Annotated in this window: 18 protein-coding genes; 17 read left to right on the forward strand and 1 reads right to left on the reverse strand. The window is 61.7% G+C overall.

Annotated elements, in window-relative coordinates; translation table 11 throughout:
• Nucleotides 1–31: 31 nt before the first annotated feature.
• The 8 genes from infC (at nucleotide 32) to FB598_RS13615 (ending at nucleotide 6,581) form a co-directional block, all read left to right on the forward strand.
• Nucleotides 32–553 (forward strand): translation initiation factor IF-3, encoded by a 522-nt coding sequence (gene infC / locus FB598_RS13580; protein WP_141915840.1) that lies wholly within the window; start codon nucleotides 32–34, stop codon nucleotides 551–553.
• 235 nt (nucleotides 554–788) lie between these two features.
• Nucleotides 789–986, forward strand: coding sequence for a 50S ribosomal protein L35 (rpmI, locus tag FB598_RS13585; protein ID WP_006712688.1), 198 nt, complete (start codon nucleotides 789–791; stop codon nucleotides 984–986).
• A 25-nt stretch (nucleotides 987–1,011) separates the two neighbouring features.
• Nucleotides 1,012–1,374: a 50S ribosomal protein L20 gene (gene rplT / locus FB598_RS13590; protein WP_141915837.1), complete on the forward strand. Its 363-nt coding sequence runs from the start codon at nucleotides 1,012–1,014 to the stop codon at nucleotides 1,372–1,374.
• Between the two features lie 177 nt (nucleotides 1,375–1,551).
• Nucleotides 1,552–2,568, forward strand: coding sequence for a phenylalanine--tRNA ligase subunit alpha (gene pheS, locus FB598_RS13595; protein WP_141915835.1), 1,017 nt, complete (start codon nucleotides 1,552–1,554; stop codon nucleotides 2,566–2,568).
• 66 nt (nucleotides 2,569–2,634) lie between these two features.
• Entirely contained in the window at nucleotides 2,635–5,061 is a 2,427-nt protein-coding gene (gene pheT / locus FB598_RS13600; RefSeq protein WP_141915833.1) for a phenylalanine--tRNA ligase subunit beta, read from the forward strand.
• Nucleotides 5,062–5,124: 63 nt separating this feature from the next.
• Entirely contained in the window at nucleotides 5,125–5,538 is a 414-nt protein-coding gene (locus tag FB598_RS13605) for an integration host factor subunit alpha (protein WP_141915830.1), read from the forward strand.
• 3 nt (nucleotides 5,539–5,541) lie between these two features.
• Nucleotides 5,542–5,943: a MerR family transcriptional regulator gene (locus FB598_RS13610; RefSeq protein ID WP_141915827.1), complete on the forward strand. Its 402-nt coding sequence runs from the start codon at nucleotides 5,542–5,544 to the stop codon at nucleotides 5,941–5,943.
• A gap of 107 nt (nucleotides 5,944–6,050) precedes the next feature.
• Nucleotides 6,051–6,581 carry a GNAT family N-acetyltransferase gene (locus tag FB598_RS13615; protein WP_141915825.1) on the forward strand — a complete coding sequence of 177 codons (531 nt, stop codon included), beginning with the start codon at nucleotides 6,051–6,053 and terminating at the stop codon, nucleotides 6,579–6,581.
• A 73-nt stretch (nucleotides 6,582–6,654) separates the two neighbouring features.
• Here FB598_RS13615 and FB598_RS13620 read toward each other — a convergent pair whose 3' ends face one another.
• Nucleotides 6,655–7,338 carry a phosphatase PAP2 family protein gene (locus FB598_RS13620; protein WP_255464024.1) on the reverse strand — a complete coding sequence of 228 codons (684 nt, stop codon included), beginning with the start codon at nucleotides 7,336–7,338 and terminating at the stop codon, nucleotides 6,655–6,657.
• A gap of 405 nt (nucleotides 7,339–7,743) precedes the next feature.
• Between FB598_RS13620 and epsL the strand changes: the two genes are divergently transcribed.
• The 9 genes from epsL to FB598_RS13660 all read left to right on the forward strand — a co-directional run bounded on the left by epsL (nucleotide 7,744) and on the right by FB598_RS13660 (nucleotide 18,017).
• The gene (gene epsL, locus FB598_RS13625) at nucleotides 7,744–8,934 is read left to right on the forward strand and encodes an XrtB/PEP-CTERM-associated polysaccharide biosynthesis outer membrane protein EpsL (RefSeq protein WP_255464025.1); all 1,191 of its coding nucleotides are present in this window, start codon (nucleotides 7,744–7,746) and stop codon (nucleotides 8,932–8,934) included.
• An 8-nt stretch (nucleotides 8,935–8,942) separates the two neighbouring features.
• On the forward strand, nucleotides 8,943–10,355 hold the full coding sequence (locus FB598_RS13630; protein ID WP_141915823.1) for an undecaprenyl-phosphate glucose phosphotransferase: 1,413 nt from the start codon (nucleotides 8,943–8,945) through the stop codon (nucleotides 10,353–10,355).
• Between the two features lie 254 nt (nucleotides 10,356–10,609).
• Nucleotides 10,610–11,398 (forward strand): polysaccharide export protein EpsE, encoded by a 789-nt coding sequence (gene epsE, locus FB598_RS13635; protein ID WP_141916077.1) that lies wholly within the window; start codon nucleotides 10,610–10,612, stop codon nucleotides 11,396–11,398.
• Nucleotides 11,399–11,460: 62 nt separating this feature from the next.
• Nucleotides 11,461–12,867, forward strand: coding sequence for a chain length determinant protein EpsF (epsF, locus tag FB598_RS13640; protein ID WP_141915821.1), 1,407 nt, complete (start codon nucleotides 11,461–11,463; stop codon nucleotides 12,865–12,867).
• 89 nt (nucleotides 12,868–12,956) lie between these two features.
• Nucleotides 12,957–13,841 (forward strand): chain length determinant protein tyrosine kinase EpsG, encoded by an 885-nt coding sequence (epsG, locus tag FB598_RS13645; RefSeq protein ID WP_141915818.1) that lies wholly within the window; start codon nucleotides 12,957–12,959, stop codon nucleotides 13,839–13,841.
• A 116-nt stretch (nucleotides 13,842–13,957) separates the two neighbouring features.
• A complete protein-coding gene (locus FB598_RS13650; protein ID WP_141915815.1) occupies nucleotides 13,958–14,512 on the forward strand; it encodes an acyltransferase in 555 nt (184 codons plus the stop codon).
• A gap of 76 nt (nucleotides 14,513–14,588) precedes the next feature.
• Nucleotides 14,589–15,611, forward strand: a complete 1,023-nt coding sequence (locus FB598_RS20760; RefSeq protein WP_183405849.1) for a hypothetical protein — start codon at nucleotides 14,589–14,591, stop codon at nucleotides 15,609–15,611.
• A gap of 1 nt (nucleotide 15,612) precedes the next feature.
• Nucleotides 15,613–17,049, forward strand: a complete 1,437-nt coding sequence (locus FB598_RS13655) for an MOP flippase family protein (RefSeq protein WP_183405850.1) — start codon at nucleotides 15,613–15,615, stop codon at nucleotides 17,047–17,049.
• A gap of 68 nt (nucleotides 17,050–17,117) precedes the next feature.
• Nucleotides 17,118–18,017 (forward strand): glycosyltransferase family 2 protein, encoded by a 900-nt coding sequence (locus FB598_RS13660; protein WP_141915810.1) that lies wholly within the window; start codon nucleotides 17,118–17,120, stop codon nucleotides 18,015–18,017.
• Nucleotides 18,018–18,040: the final 23 nt, after the last annotated feature.

The raw sequence follows: 18,040 nt of genomic DNA on the forward strand, positions 1-18,040 counted from the left end.
TTAATTTATTGGATTTGAAAAGGATACTGCAATAGCTACTGACAAGTCGCATCGCCTGAATCGCGAAATCACAGCGCCGGAAGTGCGCTTATCGGGCGTCAATAACGAGCCGCTGGGCATCGTCAGTTTGGCTGAAGCCTTGCGTTTGTCGGAAGAGGCTGAAGTGGATCTGGTGGAAATCGCACCGACTGCGCAACCCCCGGTTTGCCGCCTGATGGATTACGGCAAGTTCAAGTACCAGGAGCAGAAGAAGGCCCACGAAGCCAAGCTCAAGCAGAAGGTCATCCAGGTCAAGGAAGTCAAGTTCCGCCCGGGTACCGATGATGGCGATTACAACATCAAGCTGCGTAACCTGACCAAGTTTCTGGAAGAAGGCGACAAGACCAAGATCACGCTGCGTTTCCGCGGCCGTGAGATGGCGCACCAGGAAATCGGCATGCGCATGCTGGAGCGCTTGAAGGCAGACCTGGAGCCGTACGGCCAGGTCGAGCAGTTCCCCAAGATGGAAGGCCGCCAGATGATCATGGTGCTGGCGCCCAAGAAAAAGAAGTAAGTCGAGGTTTGCCGTATCCGGATGGCGTCTGCCGATGCCATCCGCGCTGTGAAAGCAGCGCAGTGCAGGGCCGACAAAGGATTTGCCTGTTGCAGTCAAATGCGATGGGCAAAAGCAGCGGCGGGTGGAATACCCTCCGCTGTCAAATAAGTGAGAGCAGGCATCAAAGAGCAGCGAGCATTGCTGCCACCTGCAATCATCAAAAAATGGAGCTGTCCGCAAGGACAGAGTTGCTATGCCTAAGATGAAATCGAAGAGCAGCGCGAAGAAGCGTTTTCGCGTGCGCCCGGGCGGTACCGTCAAGCGCGGTCAAGCCTTCAAGCGTCACATCCTGACCAAGAAGACCACCAAGAACAAGCGTCAACTGCGCGGTACCGAGGGCGTCCATGAGACGAACCTGAATTCCGTTCGCGCAATGCTGCCGTTCGCTTAACCTCACACTCAATTAAGGAGCTACTATGCCTAGAGTCAAACGTGGGGTAACAGCGCGTGCCCGTCACAAGAAAGTCCTCGCCCTGGCCAAGGGTTACCGCGGTCGCCGCAAAAACGTCTACCGTATCGCCAAGCAAGCAGTCATGCGCGCTGGCCAATACGCGTACCGTGACCGCCGTAACAAGAAGCGCGTGTTCCGCGCCCTGTGGATCGCCCGTATCAACGCCGCTGCCCGTCAGCATGGCGTGACCTACAGCGTGTTCATGAACGGCCTGAAGAAAGCCTCGATCGAACTGGACCGCAAGGTTCTGGCCGACATGGCTGTCACCGACAAGGCAGCATTCGCCGCCATCGTCAACCAGGTGAAGGCCAACATCGCTGCCGCCTAAATCGTCAGCGTGTTTGCGGCCGCCGGCCGCTTCTACGTCAAGTACAGCAGCCGGCGCTGCAATCCTGCGGGGCAAAGGTGAAATACCGATGCCCCGTATGTTTTTGATCCGCCGCTTGGTGGATCTTCTTCTTTTCGACTTCGTCGTCGGATTTTCGATTGGAGCGAGACTTACCGCATGAATCCCCTAGACCAACTTGTGGCACAGGCGCAGAGCGATTTTGCCGCCGCGACCGACGCTGCCGCACTGGAAAACGCCAAGGCAAAATATCTGGGCAAGACCGGCCAGATCACCGAGCAGATGAAGGGGCTGGGCAAGCTGGCCCCTGAGGAACGCAAGGCGCAGGGGGCGATCATCAATGTCGCCAAGGAACAGATCGAAAACGCGCTGACCGCACGCCGTGACGAACTGTCCAACGCGCAGATGCAGGCGCGCCTGAATGCGGAAGCCATCGACGTCACGCTGCCGGGCCGCGGCCGCGGCGTGGGCGGGATCCACCCGGTGATGCGCTCGTGGCAGCGCGTCGAGGAAATCTTCCGCTCGATCGGCTTCGACGTGGCCGACGGTCCCGAGATCGAAACCGACTGGACCAATTTCACCGCACTGAACAGCCCGGAAAACCATCCCGCGCGTTCGATGCAGGATACCTTCTACATCGAAGGCAACGACACGCAGGGCAAGCCCTTGCTGCTGCGTACCCACACCAGCCCGATGCAAGTGCGCTACGCGCGCATGAACAAGCCGCCGATCAAGGTGATCGCGCCGGGCCGGACCTACCGCGTCGACAGCGATGCCACCCACTCGCCGATGTTCCACCAGGTCGAAGGCCTGTGGATCGCCGAGGACATCAGCTTCGCCGACCTGAAGGGCGTCTACCTCAACTTCGTCAAGGCCTTCTTTGAGACCGACGACCTGCAGGTGCGTTTCCGCCCGTCCTATTTCCCGTTCACCGAACCCTCGGCCGAAATCGACATCGCCTTCGGCAGCGGTCCGTTGAAGGGCCGCTGGCTGGAAGTCTCCGGCGCCGGCCAGGTACACCCGACCGTGGTGCGCAACATGGGCCTGGATCCCGAGCAATACATCGGTTTCGCGTTCGGCTCCGGCCTTGAGCGCCTGACCATGCTGCGCTATGGGATCAACGACCTGCGCCTGTTCTACGAAGGCGACCTGCGTTTCCTCAAGCAATTCAATTAAACCGATAACGAGCGGCGCCGCCTGCGTGGGCGGCGCGCGTCCGGCTGATAGCTGAAAGTCTGAATCATGCAATTCTCCGAAAACTGGTTGCGCACGATGGTCAATCCGAACATGACGTCGGATGAACTCTCGCATTTGCTGACGATGTCCGGCCTGGAAGTGGAAGAGGTGGAGCCGGTCGCGCCGCCGTTCACCAACGTGGTGGTGGGCGAAGTGCTGGAAGTGACCAAGCATCCCGATGCCGACCGCTTGAACGTGTGCCGCGTCAACGTGCATACCGGCACCATCCTCAACATCGTGTGCGGCGCGCCCAACGTGCGCCCCGGATTGAAGGTGCCATGCGCCATGGTCGGCGCCGTGCTGCCGCCGGGCGCCGATGGCAAGCCCTTCGAGATCAAGGTCGGCAAGCTGCGCGGCGTGGAGTCGCAGGGCATGCTGTGCTCGGCGCGCGAACTGAAGCTGTCGGAAGACCATGGCGGCCTGATGGAGCTGCCCGACGACGCGCCGGTCGGCCAGAACTTCCGTGACTACCTGCAACTGAACGACCTCAAGTTCACCATCAAGCTCACCCCCAACAAGGCCGACTGCCTGTCGGTGCTGGGCGTGGCGCGCGAAGTGTCGGCCCTGACCGGCACGCCGCTGAAGGCGCCGGCATTCCAGCCGGTGGCCGCCAACCTGGATGAGAAGCTGCCGGTACGCATTTCCGCGCCCGACCTGTGCGGCCGCTTCGCCGGCCGCGTGATCCGCGGCCTCAACGCCAAGGCGCCGACCCCGCAATGGATGAAGCAGCGCCTGGAGCGCAGCGGCCAGCGCCCGATCTCGGCGCTGGTGGATATCTCCAACTACGTGATGCTGGAACTGGGCCGTCCGTCGCACGTGTTCGACCTGGACAAGATCCACGGCAGCCTGGATGTGCGCTGGGGCAAGCAGGGCGAATCGCTCAAGCTCCTCAACGGCAATACCGTGGAAGTCGACGAATGGGTCGGCGTGATCTCCGACGACCGCGAGCTCGAATCGCTGGCCGGCATCATGGGTGGCGACGCCACCGCCGTGTCGCTGGACACCGCCAATATCTACCTGGAAGCCGCCTTCTGGTTCCCGCAGTCGATCCAGGGTCGCGCCCGTCGCTACAATTTCTCGACCGATGCCGCGCACCGTTTCGAACGGGGCGTCGACTTCGCCACCGTGGTCGAACATATCGAGCGCATCACCGCGCTGCTGGTCGAGATCTGCGGCACGCCCGATACCAAGATCGGTCCGGTCGACGACCAGGTCGTCAACCTGCCCAAGCGCAATCCGGTGCAATTGCGCACCGCGCGCGCGGCCAAGGTGATCGGGGTTGACATCACCGACGCGATGGTGGCCGACATCTTCACGCGCCTGGGCTTGCAATTCACGCAAGAGCCCGGCCTGTTCTCGGTGACGCCGCCGTCCTACCGTTTCGACCTCGAGATCGAGGAAGACCTGATCGAAGAGGTCGCGCGCGTCTACGGCTTCGAGAACATTCCGGCGTTGCCGCCGGTAGCGGCCAACGCCATGCGCATCGCGCCGGAAGCGTCGCGTTCCCTGTTTGCGATCCGCCGCCTGCTGGCCGACCAGGATTATCAGGAAGTGGTCAATTTCAGTTTCGTCGAAACGGCATGGGAAGCGGATTTCGCCGGCAATGCCGATCCGATCAGGCTGCTCAATCCTATCGCCAGCCAGATGGGCGTCATGCGCTCATCGCTCATCGCCGGCCTGGTGGCCAATGCGCGCTACAACATCAATCGCAAGGCCGGGCGCATTCGCGTGTTTGAAGTCGGTGCGGTATTTGCCAGGAACCCGGCCATCGCCGACGGCCCGCTGTCGGTGGCCGGCTTCGAGCAGCCCAAGCGCGTCGGCGCGCTGGCCTATGGGCCGGTGGCTGAAGAGCAGTGGGGCCAGCCCAGCCGCAATGTGGATTTCTTCGACGTCAAGGCCGATCTGGAAGCCTTGTTTGCGCCGCGCACGCTGCGTTTTTCCAAGGTTGAGCATCCGGCCCTGCATCCGGGCCGTTCGGCCAGCGTGATGCTGGGCGAAGAAGTGATCGGCGTGATCGGCGAATTGCACCCCAAGTGGCAGCAGAAGTACGACCTGCCATTGCCGCCGGTGGTGTTCGAAGTGAGTGCTGATGCACTGCAGCAGCGCGACTTGCCGTCCTATGCCGACATCTCCAAATTCCCGGCCGTCAGCCGCGACCTCGCGCTGGTCGTCAAGCAGCCGGTGGCAGCCCAGCAACTGCTGGATATTTTCGCCGCGGAGAAGCAGGCCAATCCGGCATGCGCTATCATCCAAGCCATTGTTTTATTTGATGAATATCAAGGCAAGGGACTGGAAAATGACGAAAAAAGCCTTGCGTTCCGATTCACCATGCAAGATACTCAAAACACCCTTCAGGATGACAAAGTCGACGTTGCGATGAGTGCACTGGTGACAGCTGCAAGCGCAAAGCTTGGCGCCAGATTGCGTGCCTGATGTGAGTCCCCGAAAAATAATTACGGACCGGAACCGGTAACACGGACCAAGCCATTCATCGCCATGAACAACGTGAATTCAAACGAATTTCAATCCGTGCTGGATGCCGACCTGCAACGCGCCGTGCTGGAATCCCAGGCGCGCTCGCAGGCCGAGAAAAACCTGCCGACCCTGACCAAGGCCGAACTGGCCGAACTTTTATTTGAACAGGTCGGTCTGAACAAGCGCGAAGCAAAAGACATGGTGGAAACCTTTTTCGATGAGATTCGCAACGCGCTTGAGCGCGGCGAGGCGGTCAAGCTGTCCGGATTCGGCAACTTCCAGTTGCGCGACAAGCCCCAGCGCCCGGGCCGCAACCCCAAGACCGGCGAAGAAATTCCCATTACGGCAAGGCGCGTGGTCACGTTCCACGCCAGCCAGAAATTGAAGGAAATGGTGGAGCTCTCCAGCGGCAACTCCGTTGAACTGTCCGTCTAATCTATGAACGATCGTGTCAACAAACCTGCGGCAATCGTCTTGCCGCCGATTCCCGCCAAGCGCTATTTCACGATCGGCGAAGTCAGCGAATTGTGCGGCGTCAAGCCGCACGTGCTGCGCTACTGGGAGCAGGAATTCACCCAGTTGAAGCCGGTCAAGCGCCGCGGCAACCGCCGCTATTACCAGCATCATGAAGTGCTGCTGATCCGCCGCATCCGCGAGCTGCTGTACGAGCAGGGCTTTACCATCAGCGGCGCGCGCAACAAACTGGACGGAAGCAATGAAGCTGAGCAGGCCGACCTTTCCGGCAAGCCGACCGTCAGCCTGGATGAGGCGGGCATCGAGAAGATGCGCGAAGAACTGCGCGCGGTGCTGCATATCCTGAAACCCGGGATGCTTGCCTGATTTTCGCCGATCTGGTGGCGAACAAGAAGACGCTGCATGATGCAGCGTTTTTTTATGGAGACGCCGCTTGCGAGGGCGCGATGCCGACGTCGCGAAAGGATAAACATATGAAATATCAATGGCGGCCCATGGCGGCCGCGGACCTGCCGGCGGTCATGGCCATGGCTGCTGTCGTGCATGCAGGCTATTTCGAAGAGCAACGGGTGTTTGCCGAACGCCTGGCATTGTTCGCGCCAGGATGCTGGATCGCCCAATGCGTGGATGGCGTGCTGCCGGCGCAAGCGGTCGGCTATGCGGTGATGCACCCGGCGCGCTTGGGGCAGCCGCCGGCGCTCAATTCCCTCCTGCAAGCGCTGGACGATCGTGCCGATTGCCTCTACCTGCATGATGTGGCCCTGCTTGCCGATGCGCGCGGAGCGGGGCTTGGCCGTGCCTTGTTGCAGATCCTGCGCGAGCAGATGCGGCGCGCCGGCCTCAAGCAGGCGGCGCTGGTCGCCGTGCACAATTCCAGGCCGTATTGGGAAGCGGCGGGCTTCGCCGTCCTGCCGCAGGCGCCGGCAGCATTGCTGGAAAAACTGGCGAGCTACGATGCGCAGGCCGCCTACATGGTCATGGCGCCGGACGACCTCATCGGGTAAGCGCGCAGGGTAACGGTGTACAACGCCAGGCCATCTGCAATGCCGGAGCCGACATTGCCGGTTGCCTGCCGCTTTAAAGCGGCTCGGTGCGGATAAACGCCTGCTCGCGGCCCGACAACTTCATCGCCACCTCCTCAAGCAGGTCATGGGTCGGAGCAGGTTTGCCGAGCACGCCCAGCAACAGTGCAGCAACGAGCACGGCGGGTGTCCATTTCGCCGAGAGCGGGCCTGGCGCAAAATCGTAACCCCGGCAAAAAAACCATGCGGCCGCCGCACCGGTCAGCAGGCCGGCAATGACTTCCGATTCCGAGTGCATGTGCAGCAGCAGGCGCGATACGCCGACGGTCAGCGCCAGCGCGGTGGCAATGCCCAGCAGCGCCAGGTGCAGGTGCGATGCGCGATCCCGGCCGAGCAGGAATGCCGATGCCAGGTAGACTGCCGTCGCCGAGGCGGTATGGCCGCTGATGCCGGTGAAATTGAAGAGGGGCGGGCGGATATTCCAGCCCATGAACAGGAGCTTGCTGACGACCACCAGCAGCATCGCGCAAAAGAAATAAAAAAGCCATCGGGCAGCCTGTTTCCAGGCGCCGTTCAATGCGAGCCAGGCTGAAAGAACCAGGGCGCCGGGGACAGTGACGGCACTGTCGCCAAAGAAAGTGACTGCATTCCAGATCATCATCGATAAGTCAAAAGAGAAGCGAAGTTGTTCAAGCGCGGCCAGCGTTATCGTCGCCGGCGCCGCAGGTTGGCGCGCCATGCATTGGCCCCGTGGCAAGTGTGCCAGTTACGGCAGACCTGGGGGCGTGCGGGATGGAGTGTTTTGGCGCGCAAGAATTCACCGCAATCTCATCGGGCGTGCTCATGCAGGAGTAATTTTCGGCATCTCGTCGCATTGTCCTACAGCGCATGTGGGTATCTGCTGATTGACTTTTTTTCGCCAATTTTCCTACCACATTAATTTTCATATTGCAATAATTTTTCAACATTTTTTTTGCTTAAATGTAGAAAATGATGCATGATGACATCTGACTTTTTTCTGTTGCGATGCAGCAATGAGGCTGTTTGAAAAATCTCATTTATTGCGATACTCACAACAAAAAGGAATATTAGCAGAATGATTTTGCGGTTTTCATCCGTTTTTCCCGGCCGTTCAGGCAGCCCCTTGATCGCTCTCGCAGCCTTGGGGATGCTGCATCCGGCCTGCGCGGCCGATGCCGACGGCAAGGTTGTCACGCCTTATGTGCAGTACTCGATTCTCTATGACGATAATTTGCTGCGTCTGCGCAATGAAAGTGCCGCGCTGTCCGCAGTCGGCACTACGCAGATGTCCGATTATGCGCGCACTGCCGTCGGCGGGATCAAGATCGACAAGTCGATCAGCCGCCAGCGCATCATGCTCGATGCGAGCTTGAATCGGACCGATTTCGATTATTTCAGGCAGTTCGATAACAGCGGCAAGGACTTGAAGGCGGATTGGGGTTGGACGGCCGGCAACTATCTGTCCGGCGATGTCGGCTATGTCTATTCCGAGGCGCTGACCCCATTCCAGAATTTCCGGGTGTTCGAGAAGAACATGCGGACCCAGAAAACAAGCTATGCGACGGCTGCATGGCGCATGCATCCGGACTGGACCCTGCGCACGCAATTTACGCGCTTCAGCCTGGATTACGACTTGGCGTCGCAACTGTCCAATACGCTGGAGCAGAACTCGGCCGAGCTGGGCCTGGACTACACCGCGCGCAGCGGCAGTGTGGCGGGCATCCAATTGCGCCATTCGCGCGGTACTTTCCCGTACTCCACCGTCATCAGCGGCACCGAAATCAACAACTCGTTCAAGCAGGATGAGATCAAGGCGAAGGTCCTGTGGCTGTTCAGCGGCAAGACGCGCTTGCAGTTCCTGGGCGGCTGGGTTGACCGCAAGCGCGACATGTCCGGCGCGGCCGATTATTCGGGCTTCAATGCGCGCGCGATTGCAGACTGGGCAGTCACCGGCCAGACCCTGTTGACCGTCAACCTGTGGCGTGAAATCGGCGGCTTGAGCGATGTCGATGCGAACTATGCGCTGACCAACGGCGTCAGCCTCGGCGCGAAACTGCAATCTTCCGACAAGCTGCGTTTCGACGGTTTCCTGGATGTTGAAAAGCGCAATTACAACGGTGCGGCAGTCATTACCGGCGTGACGCCATCGTCCCGCCGCGACAAGTATGAAAGGGCCAGCCTGAGCGTGACTTACTCGCCGACAACATCGTTGTCACTGATCGGCTCGATCTTTCGAGAACATCTGCAGTCGAACATCGATAGTCTGGGTTACGTCTCCAATGGTGTGGCGGTCACAACACGCTATGAGTTCTGAGGTCCGAAATGAATGAGATCCATGACCACTTGCCCTTGCCGAACATCAAGCCGAATTCGGTGGCGTTGCTTTTCAAGCGTTTCCTGGAACCCTCGCTTGTCGTTTCCTGCCTGTGGCTGATCGCCAAGATCGAACGGCAACCTTTCAGCGGCGATTATTGGGTGCTGGCCATCATGGCGTTTTTCGCCAGTTCCTACATCTTCGGGGAAATGCACGGGCGGCGCTTGCGGCACAACCCCAAAAGCGTGCGATGGATTGCGCCGATTTTCATCGACTGGCTGCTGGTCGTGGCGGTGCTCGCGGTGCTGGGTTATGTCTGCGAACTGTACAGCTTGTTCACTCTCAAGATCCTGGCGCCGTGGGTGATCGGCACGCCGTTCGGACTGGTAGTGAGCCAGCATGTGCAGTCGCGCGTCATGAAGGACATGCGCACCAAGGGCGATATCGAAAAGGCCATCATTATCGGCGTCAACCCCGCATCGCTGAAACTGGCCGAGCGCCTGGCCGACTACCCGGCGCTGATGCTCAACCTGATGGGCTACTTCGACGACCGGGCAGTGGGCCGCCAGCCCGAAGGCACCTACACGCCCCTGCTGGGGAAGATGTCCGACGTGGCGGCCTATGTACGCGAGCACGGCATCAACCGGGTCTACATCAGCATGCCGATCTCGGCGCAGCCGCGGGTGCTGCAGGTCATCGACGAATTGCAGGACACGACTGCGTCGGTCTACTTCATCCCCGACATCTACATCTTCAACCTGATCCAGGCCCGCTTCGACTATGTCGGCGGCATGGCGGTGATGGCCATCTGCGAGACGCCCTTTACCGGCATCAACAAATTCGTCAAGCGCGCCAGCGATGTCGTGCTGGCGTCGATCATCCAGCTGATGCTGCTGCCGGTGATGCTGGTGATCGCGGTCTGCGTCAAGGCGACCTCGCCCGGGCCGGTGATCTTCAAGCAACGTCGTTACGGCCTGGACGGCGAGGAAATCGTGGTCTACAAGTTCCGCTCGATGACGGTGATGGAGGATGGCGGCAGCGTGCAGCAGGCCACCAAGGGCGACATGCGCCTGACCAGGATCGGCGGTTTCCTGCGCAAGACGTCGCTGGACGAACTGCCCCAGTTCTTCAACGTCCTCCAGGGGCGCATGAGCATCGTCGGCCCGCGCCCGCATGCGGTGGCCCACAACGAGCTCTACCGCAAGCAGATCAAGGGTTACATGCTGCGCCACAAGGTCAAGCCCGGCATCACCGGCTGGGCGCAGGTCAACGGCCTGCGCGGCGAGACCGAGACGCTGGACAAGATGCGGGCGCGTATCGAATTCGACCTCGAATACCTGCGCCGCTGGTCGCTGGCATTCGACCTGTGGATCATCATGCAGACCGTGCGCATGGTGCTCAAGAAAGAGAACGCGTACTAAGAAGAAAAATAGCGCGCGGCTCACGTTCGTTCGAATGGCCATGAGATCGCCATCTGCCAATTCGAGGCGAGTTGGCCAAGACTGGCGCGCAGAACCCGCTGGAGTCAGCGCCATCGCCGTCATTCCCAGAGGCGGCCGGCAGCGCTGCTGTTGTCCACGATGCCGCAGGGCTGGGGCCGGCGCAACGAATGCCGTGGCAAGCCAGAGCCAGAATGAAAAAGATGCACAAACCGGAAAATTGGAGTCGAAAAATGATGAAAAGAGTTTTGCTGTTGTTGCTCGGATTGATGATTGCAGGCTGGGGCCCGGCCTCGACTGCAGCCGACATCCCGCTGGGACCGGGCGATGTGATCAAGGTCAGTGTCTTCGGCAGCGACGACCTCACGTTGGAAACCCGCGTCAGCGAAGCCGGCAGCATCAGCTATCCGATGATCGGCGACGTCCAGGTGGCCGGCCTGTCGCCCGCGCAGGCATCGCGCAAGATGGCCGACCTGCTGCAGAAGGGCGGTTTTCTGGTCAACCCGCAAGTCAATATCCTGGTGACGGTTCCGCAAAGCCAGATGATTTCAGTACTGGGGCAGGTGATCAAGCCTGGCCGCTATCCGCTGGACGGGCAGCGCAACGTGGCCGATGTGATCGCGCTGGCAGGCGGTGTCTCGCCCGATGGCGGCGACAGCGTGACCATCGTGCATACCGAGAATGGCCAGGTGACCAAGAAGCAGGTCGATATCTACGACCTGACCCACAACGGCGACGGCACGGCCTTGCCTTTCGTCGGGTCTAACGACGTGGTCTATGTCGAGCGTTCGCAGAAGTTCTATATCTACGGCGAAGTGCAGCGCCCCGGCATGTACCGCCTGGAGCGCGGCACTACCTTGCTGCAGGCCTTGTCGATCGGCGGCGGCCTGACCCTGCGCGGCACCGAGCGCGGCCTGCTGGTCAAGCGCAAGACCGAAAGCGGCGAGACGCAAGAGCTCTCGCTGAAGAAGGACGACCTGTTGAAGCCGGACGATGTCGTCTACGTCAAGGAAAGCTGGTTCTGACAGCGCGGTTTCCCACCATTACCAAGTAACCCTGGCCGAACCGGCCGCGAAGAGGTAGCAATATGAATCTGTCACAATTTCTGCTGATACTGCGGGCCCACCTGAAGATCATCCTGGCGATCTTCGGCGTCACCGTGCTCACCACCATCGTCGTCAGCCTGCTGCTGCCCAAGCAATACAAAGCGACTTCATCGGTAGTGCTCAACTACAAGGCCAACGATCCGGTCACCGGCCTGGTGGTGACGGCGCAGGCGCTGCCGGGCTATATGCCGACCCAGGTCGACATCATCAACAGCCGCAGCGTCGCCCTGCGCGTCATCGACGACCTGAAGCTGGCCGAGCAGCCGGCGATCAAGCAGAGCTTCGCCAACGACAACGGCGGCAATAGCGACATCCGCAACTGGCTGACCGATGTCTTGCTGAAGAACCTGGATGCCGTCGCCTCCAAGGACAGCAGCGTGATCGACATCACCTACAAGGGCGCCGATCCGCAATTGGCCGCGACCCTGGCCAACGCCTTCGCCGAAGCCTACCAGCAGGTGAGCGTGCAACTGAAGCTGGAGCCGACCCGCAAGGCGTCCCAATACTTCAACGACCAGATCAAGGTGCTGCGCGACAACTTCGAAAAGGCGCAAGCCAAGCTGTCGGCGTACCAGCAGGAGCATGGCATCACCAACATGGACAACCGCCTGGATGTGGAGAACAACCGCCTCAATGACCTCTCGACCCAACTGGTGCTGACCCAGGCCGCAGTGTCGGAAGCCACTTCGCGCCGCAACCAGGCCAACGGTTCCGCGGCCGACTCGCCGGACGTCAACTCCAATCCGCTGATCCAGACCCTCAAGGCCAACCTGGCCGGCGCCCAAGCGCGCTTTGAACAGGCGGCGCGCCGCCTGGGCGTCAACCACCCCGGCTACCAGACCGCCAAGGCGGAAGTGGATGGCTTGCGGGCCCAGCTCAACTCGGCGATCGCCTCCACCTCGGCCAGCGTGGGCACCAATGCCACCATCCTGCAAAAGCGCGAATCCGAAATCCGCGCCGAATTCAACGCGCAAAAGATCAAGGTGCTGGAACTGAACCGCACCCGCGATGAAATGTCGGTGCTGCAACGCGACCTCGACAGCGCCCAGCGCGCCTTCGAGCTGACCTCCCAGCGCTTTACGCAAACCAACCTGGAAGGGCAGTCCAACCAGTCCGACGTCGCCATCCTGGCCAGCGCCGTGCCGCCGACCAAGCCATCCAGCCCGCGCATCCTGATCAACACGCTGCTGTCGATCTTCGTCGGCGCCATCCTGGGCGTGGCCGCTGCGCTGGGCCTGGAGCTGCTCAACCGCCGCGTGCGCTCCGAGGAAGACCTGATCGAAGGCCTGGGCATCCAGGTGCTCGGCCAGCTGGCGCGGCCGGCGCAAGGCAAGACGCGCGTGCAGCGCCTGGGGTTGAGGAACGGCCCCAGGGCCTTGGGCGCATAGCCGCCTTTTTAGCCGATTTTTTCCGGCGAGTTTCGTCACGCTTGGCTGCGCCACCGTGCACCACCAACCCCCAACAGGACTTGACGAATATGGACACTGTAACTTTGATCAATGACAAGAATGTCGGCGGCGTGCTGCCGAACCAATCGATTGGCGCAATCCTGGTCGACAGCGGCAAGCTCACTGCCGACAAGGCCGAGCGCATCATGCGGCTGCAGCGCGAACGCGGCATGCGGTTTGGCGATGCCGCCATCGAACTGGGGTTCCTGGCGCCGGCCGATATCGAGCAGGCGCTGTCGCGCCAGTTCGACTATCCCTATCTGCTCAAGGGCGAAAGCCATGTCAGCGAAGAAGTCGTCGCCGCCTACAACCCTTTCAGCCCGCAAGTCGAAGAGCTGCGGGCGCTGCGCAGCCAGCTGATGCTGCGCTGGTTCGACGCCAGCGCCGGCCGCAAGGCGTTGACCATCATTAGCGCCGACAAGGGCGAAGGGCGCAGCTTCATCGCCGCCAACCTGGCGGTGGTGTTCTCGCAGTTGGGCGAACGCACCCTGCTGATCGACGCCGACATGCGGCAACCGCGCCAGCACAAGCTGTTTGGCCTGGATAACCGCAACGGCCTGTCGGCCATCCTGGCCGGCCGCGGCGCGCGCGAGGCGGCGATCCATCGCGTGCCTTCGCTGATCGACCTGTCGGTGCTGACCGCCGGCCCCACGCCGCCCAACCCGCAAGAGCTGCTGGGCCGCACCGCGTTCCAGCAATTGCTGCAACAGGTGGCGCCGCTGTTCGACGTGATCCTGATCGACACGCCGGCCCATTCCGAATGCGCCGACAGCCAGATGGTGGCCGGCCGCAGCGGCGCCTCGCTGATCGTGGTGCGCAAGAACGTCAGCCATATTTCCTCGGTGCGCGAGCTGGTCGACAGTTCGGCCAACGCCAGCGTGGCAGTGGTCGGCAGCGTGCTCAACGAGTTCTGAACGGACTGCGGCAGGAGCTGCCCTGGATCGCGATCGCGCCGGGCGTGCAACGGGAAGGCTGTTGAGGAAAACGGATGATGGAAAAAAATAATGGAAGCAAATAATGGAAGCAAATGATGGCTGACGGCTTTTTCAGCGCCAACCAGCGCAGCAAGATCGCCGCGGCATTGTTCAACCTGGCGTTCAACTGCCTGCCGGGTTTCGGCCTCAGGCGCGGGTTCCTCAGGATGCTGGGTTTTCGCATCGGGGAAAAGGTATCGATCCATTCCTGGGTGACGTTTTTCGAGGCCAGGCGGAATGTGCGGATCGGCTCCAACGTCACTATCAACGGCGGCTGCTATCTCGACAACCGCCTGGGCATCGACATCGGCAACAACGTGAACATTTCGCACGACGTGAAGATCTATACGCTGGGTCACGACATCGACGATCCGCAATGCGCGGCTGTCGGCGGCAAGGTCACCATCCATGACGACGCATGGATCTTTCCCAACGTGCTGATCATGCCCAAGGTGGTGATCGGACGCGGCGCCGTGGTGTACCCGGGCAGCGTCGTGACCCGCGACGTCGGCGAGCTGGAAGTGGTCGGCGGCAACCCGGCGCGCAAGATCCGCATGCGCCGCGACGACATCCAATACCGGATCGATTATCCGGTCTGGTTCGCCAAGTGAATTGCAGCCCAAGGGCGGCGCCGGTCCGGGCGCGCCCTGTCAACCGCCAACGCCAAGAACCCCGATGCACAAGACCATGAACCCGCCAGACCCACATGCCGGCCGCGCCAAGATTGCCTATATCCCGATGGAGGATGTGGGCAATGAATACACGACGCGCATGCGCGAGCTGCTGGCCGGCTATGGCGATGTAGTGCGCTACGAAGGCACCAGGGCCTGGGCCCTGCGCTTGCTCAAGGGGCGTTTCTGGCGCTATGACTACGCGGTGCTGAACTGGATGGAGAACGAGTTCGTCGACCTGCGCAGCGGCCGCATCTCATGGAAGGGATTCGCCAAGGTGCTGGCCAAGACCATGGTCATCAAGGCCGGCGTGCGGCGCCTGGTCTACGTGCGCCACAACAATTATCCGCATGCTGCGCAAGGGCCGGCGATGGAGCGTTCGCGCAAGCTGGTGGACTGGTACTGCCGCCTGTTCGCCAATGTGGTGTCGCATTCCGGCGCGCTGACCGCAGCGGGCGCCGTCTATTGCCCGCATCCACTGTACCGCCTCGCCGAACAGCGCGACGCCGACTTGCCGCGCGCCTTGCCGGAGGAGTACTTCGTGGTGTTCGGGCGCATTTCGCGCTACAAGAAGATCGAACAGCTGATCGCCGCTTTTCCCGCCAACCGCAACCTGGTGGTGGCCGGCGCCGTCGCCGACGAAGCCTATGCGCAGAGCCTGCTGGCGCTGCGGCGGGACAATGTCATCGTCATGCCCGGCAAACTGAGCGAGGCGCAGGCGCAAAAGCTGGTGTCCGGGGCGCGCGGCGTGGTGATTTCGCATGCCGATGCCGATGTGGTGGTCAGCGGCACCTTTTTTTACGCAATGTCGGTGCGCCGCCCGGTGTTCGCCATCGAAACGCCGTTCCTGCGCTGGGTGGCGCCGCGCGTGGGCGATGAGCTGGTGCGCCTGGGCCGCGACATGCGCGAGCTGTGCGCGGCCATTGCCGCGGCCGCGCCGGTTGAGCTCGCGCAGGAGCTGTCGGCGCGTATCGAGGAACAGTTCGGCGACGAAGCCGTGCGCCGCGCGCTCGGCCTGGCGCTGGGAAGGGGAGCCTGACATGTCGGCCATTTCCAACGCGCGCTGGGTCTCGCTTTCGCAGGGCACCCGCATCCTGACCCAGGTGATCGGCATGACGGTGCTGGCGCGGCTGCTGCAACCGCATGCCTATGGCCTCATGGCCATGGCCGCCATCGTCACCAACCTGGCCTATCTGTTCAAGGACATGGGCACCTCGGCGGCCGTGATCCAGGCCAAGGAGATTTCACGCGAGACCGCCAGCACCATCCACTGGGCCAACCTCGGCCTGGGCGTGCTGATCTGCATCCTGATCCTGTTGGCGGCGCCGGTGATGGCGACCGTGTTTCGCGAGCCGGGCCTGGCCGATGTGCTGTATATGCTGGCCTGGGTGTTTCCCATCGTCAGTTTCAGCGTGGTGCACCAGGCCTTGCTGGAGCGCGAATCGAAGTTCGCCGTAGTGGCCAAGGCCGAAGCGCTGGCCGCCTTGATCGGCCTGGCCGTCGCGCTGGGGCTGGCGTGGCAGGGCGCCGGCGTGTTCAGCCTGGTGCTGCAGATGATCGTGTCCACCGTGGTTTCCACCGCCATCATCCTGTGGAACTCGGAATTCAAGGCCTTGCGCCACTGGCGCCGCGAGGAATTCAAATCCATCGCCGGTTTCAGCGGCAACCTGTCGTTGTTCAACGTGGTGCTGTACCTCTCGCGCAATGCCGACAGCATGATCGTCGGCCGCCTGCTGGGCGCGCAGGTGCTGGGCGCCTACTCGATCGCCTATCGGGTGATGCTGTTCCCCGTGCAGAACATGAGCTACGTGGTTTCGCGCGCGCTATATCCGGTGATGAGCCGCCAGCAGGACAACCAGGGCGAGCTGGCCAGGCTGTACCTGAAGTCGGTCAGCTTCATCGCCTTCCTCACGGCGCCGCTGATGGGGGGGCTGTTCGCGTTGCGCGAACCGTTCGTGGACGTGGTGCTGGGGCCGAAATGGTCGGCCGCGGCGGTGGTGATCGCCTGGCTGGCGCCGGTCGGGTTCATCCAGTCGGTGATCAGCACTACCGGCGCCATCTTCATGACCAGCAACCGCACCGATCTGTTGCTGCGTATCGGCGTGCTTTCTACCGTGGTACAGATCGCGGCCTTCTTCGTCGGCGCGCACTGGGGCGTGGAAGGCGTCGCCATCGCCTACCTGGCTGCCAGCGTCGTCAATGCCTGGCCTGCGTTGCATTACAGCGGACGTCTCATCGGCGTGGGTTTCGGCGACTTGCTGCGGGTGCTGTACCGCTCGCTGCTGCTGACGCTGGCAATGTGCGCGGCGGTGCGTTACGTGCACATGGGCCTGATGGCGGCCGGCTGGTCCGAACTGGACAGCCTGGCCATCAACGTGATCCTCGGCGCCGGCGTCTACCTGGTCGGCAGCCTGCTGGCCAACCGGCCGCAGGTCGGGCATTTCATCTCGTTCTTCCGCCGGAGGCCGGCGGCATGAGCCATTCCCGGACAACCCGCCGCCGTGCCGCCAGGCAAGGCATGGCCCAGCACAAGACAGGAGCATGAATGGCTATCGTCAGCGTGGTGATTCCATCCTATAACCGCGGACATTGCATCCGCGAGTCGATCGACAGCGTCCTGCAACAAACCGTGCAGGACATTGAAATCATCGTGGTCGATGACGCCTCCAAGGACGACACGCGCGCCCAGGTCGAGTCCATCGCCGATCCGCGCGTGCGCTACCTTGCACACGCCACCAACCGCGGCGGCGGCGCCGCGCGCAATACCGGCATCCAGGCCGCCAGCGCCGACTTCATCGCCTTTCTCGACAGCGACGATACCTGGGCCGTCGACAAGCTCGAACTGCAACTGGCCGAACTGGAACGCAGGGGCCCCGACTATGGCTTCGTCTACACCTGGCTGATCGGCGTCGATCCGCAAGGCAAGGAGCTGTGGCGATTCAACGATGTGCTCGACGGCGCCAGGGTCGCCGCGCTGTTCATGCGCAATGCGGTAGGCACCTTCTCCAGCGTGATGGTCCGCCGCAGCGCCCTGGTCGCCGCCGGCGGTATGGATGAACAGATGCGCAGCTGCCAGGACTGGGACCTGTTCGTGCGCATCAACCAGGTCACCAAGATCTGCTGCGTGCAGCAATACCTGGTGCGCTACCTGCAGAACTCGGGCGACCGGCATCGCATCTCGGCCAATCCGGCCAAGATCATCGCCGGCCACCAGCGCATGCTGTCCAAGCTGCGCCCGCAACTGGAAGAAATGGGCGCGGCGGTCAAGGTCGCGACCTTCAAGGAGTTTGCCAAGGTATTCGTGTCGGCGGCCTCGCTGGGCAACGTCGCCCGCATGATCGCCGAAGTGCTCAGGCTGATGCCCACTCCGTCCAACCTGGTGTGGGCATTGTTGACGCTGGCGCGCGTGTGCAAGCGCAAGATCACCCGCAATGTCGGATATTGAAAATGAACAACGCAACGGGCCGG

The organism is Herbaspirillum sp. SJZ106 (assembly GCF_006715495.1).
Classification (GTDB): Bacteria; Pseudomonadota; Gammaproteobacteria; order Burkholderiales; family Burkholderiaceae_D; genus Herbaspirillum.

Coding starts and splice junctions, on each gene's coding strand:
- FB598_RS13660 (WP_141915810.1), top strand. CDS start 17,118: ATGGCTATCGTCAGCGTGGTGATTCCATCCTATAACCGCGGACATTGC.
- FB598_RS13610 (WP_141915827.1), top strand. CDS start 5,542: ATGAACGATCGTGTCAACAAACCTGCGGCAATCGTCTTGCCGCCGATT.
- FB598_RS13615 (WP_141915825.1), top strand. CDS start 6,051: ATGAAATATCAATGGCGGCCCATGGCGGCCGCGGACCTGCCGGCGGTC.
- pheT (WP_141915833.1), top strand. CDS start 2,635: ATGCAATTCTCCGAAAACTGGTTGCGCACGATGGTCAATCCGAACATG.
- FB598_RS13630 (WP_141915823.1), top strand. CDS start 8,943: ATGAATGAGATCCATGACCACTTGCCCTTGCCGAACATCAAGCCGAAT.
- FB598_RS13650 (WP_141915815.1), top strand. CDS start 13,958: ATGGCTGACGGCTTTTTCAGCGCCAACCAGCGCAGCAAGATCGCCGCG.
- FB598_RS20760 (WP_183405849.1), top strand. CDS start 14,589: ATGAACCCGCCAGACCCACATGCCGGCCGCGCCAAGATTGCCTATATC.
- pheS (WP_141915835.1), top strand. CDS start 1,552: ATGAATCCCCTAGACCAACTTGTGGCACAGGCGCAGAGCGATTTTGCC.
- rplT (WP_141915837.1), top strand. CDS start 1,012: ATGCCTAGAGTCAAACGTGGGGTAACAGCGCGTGCCCGTCACAAGAAA.
- FB598_RS13605 (WP_141915830.1), top strand. CDS start 5,125: ATGAACAACGTGAATTCAAACGAATTTCAATCCGTGCTGGATGCCGAC.
- FB598_RS13620 (WP_255464024.1), bottom strand. CDS start 7,338: ATGGCGCGCCAACCTGCGGCGCCGGCGACGATAACGCTGGCCGCGCTT.
- epsE (WP_141916077.1), top strand. CDS start 10,610: ATGAAAAGAGTTTTGCTGTTGTTGCTCGGATTGATGATTGCAGGCTGG.
- epsG (WP_141915818.1), top strand. CDS start 12,957: ATGGACACTGTAACTTTGATCAATGACAAGAATGTCGGCGGCGTGCTG.
- epsF (WP_141915821.1), top strand. CDS start 11,461: ATGAATCTGTCACAATTTCTGCTGATACTGCGGGCCCACCTGAAGATC.
- FB598_RS13655 (WP_183405850.1), top strand. CDS start 15,613: ATGTCGGCCATTTCCAACGCGCGCTGGGTCTCGCTTTCGCAGGGCACC.
- rpmI (WP_006712688.1), top strand. CDS start 789: ATGCCTAAGATGAAATCGAAGAGCAGCGCGAAGAAGCGTTTTCGCGTG.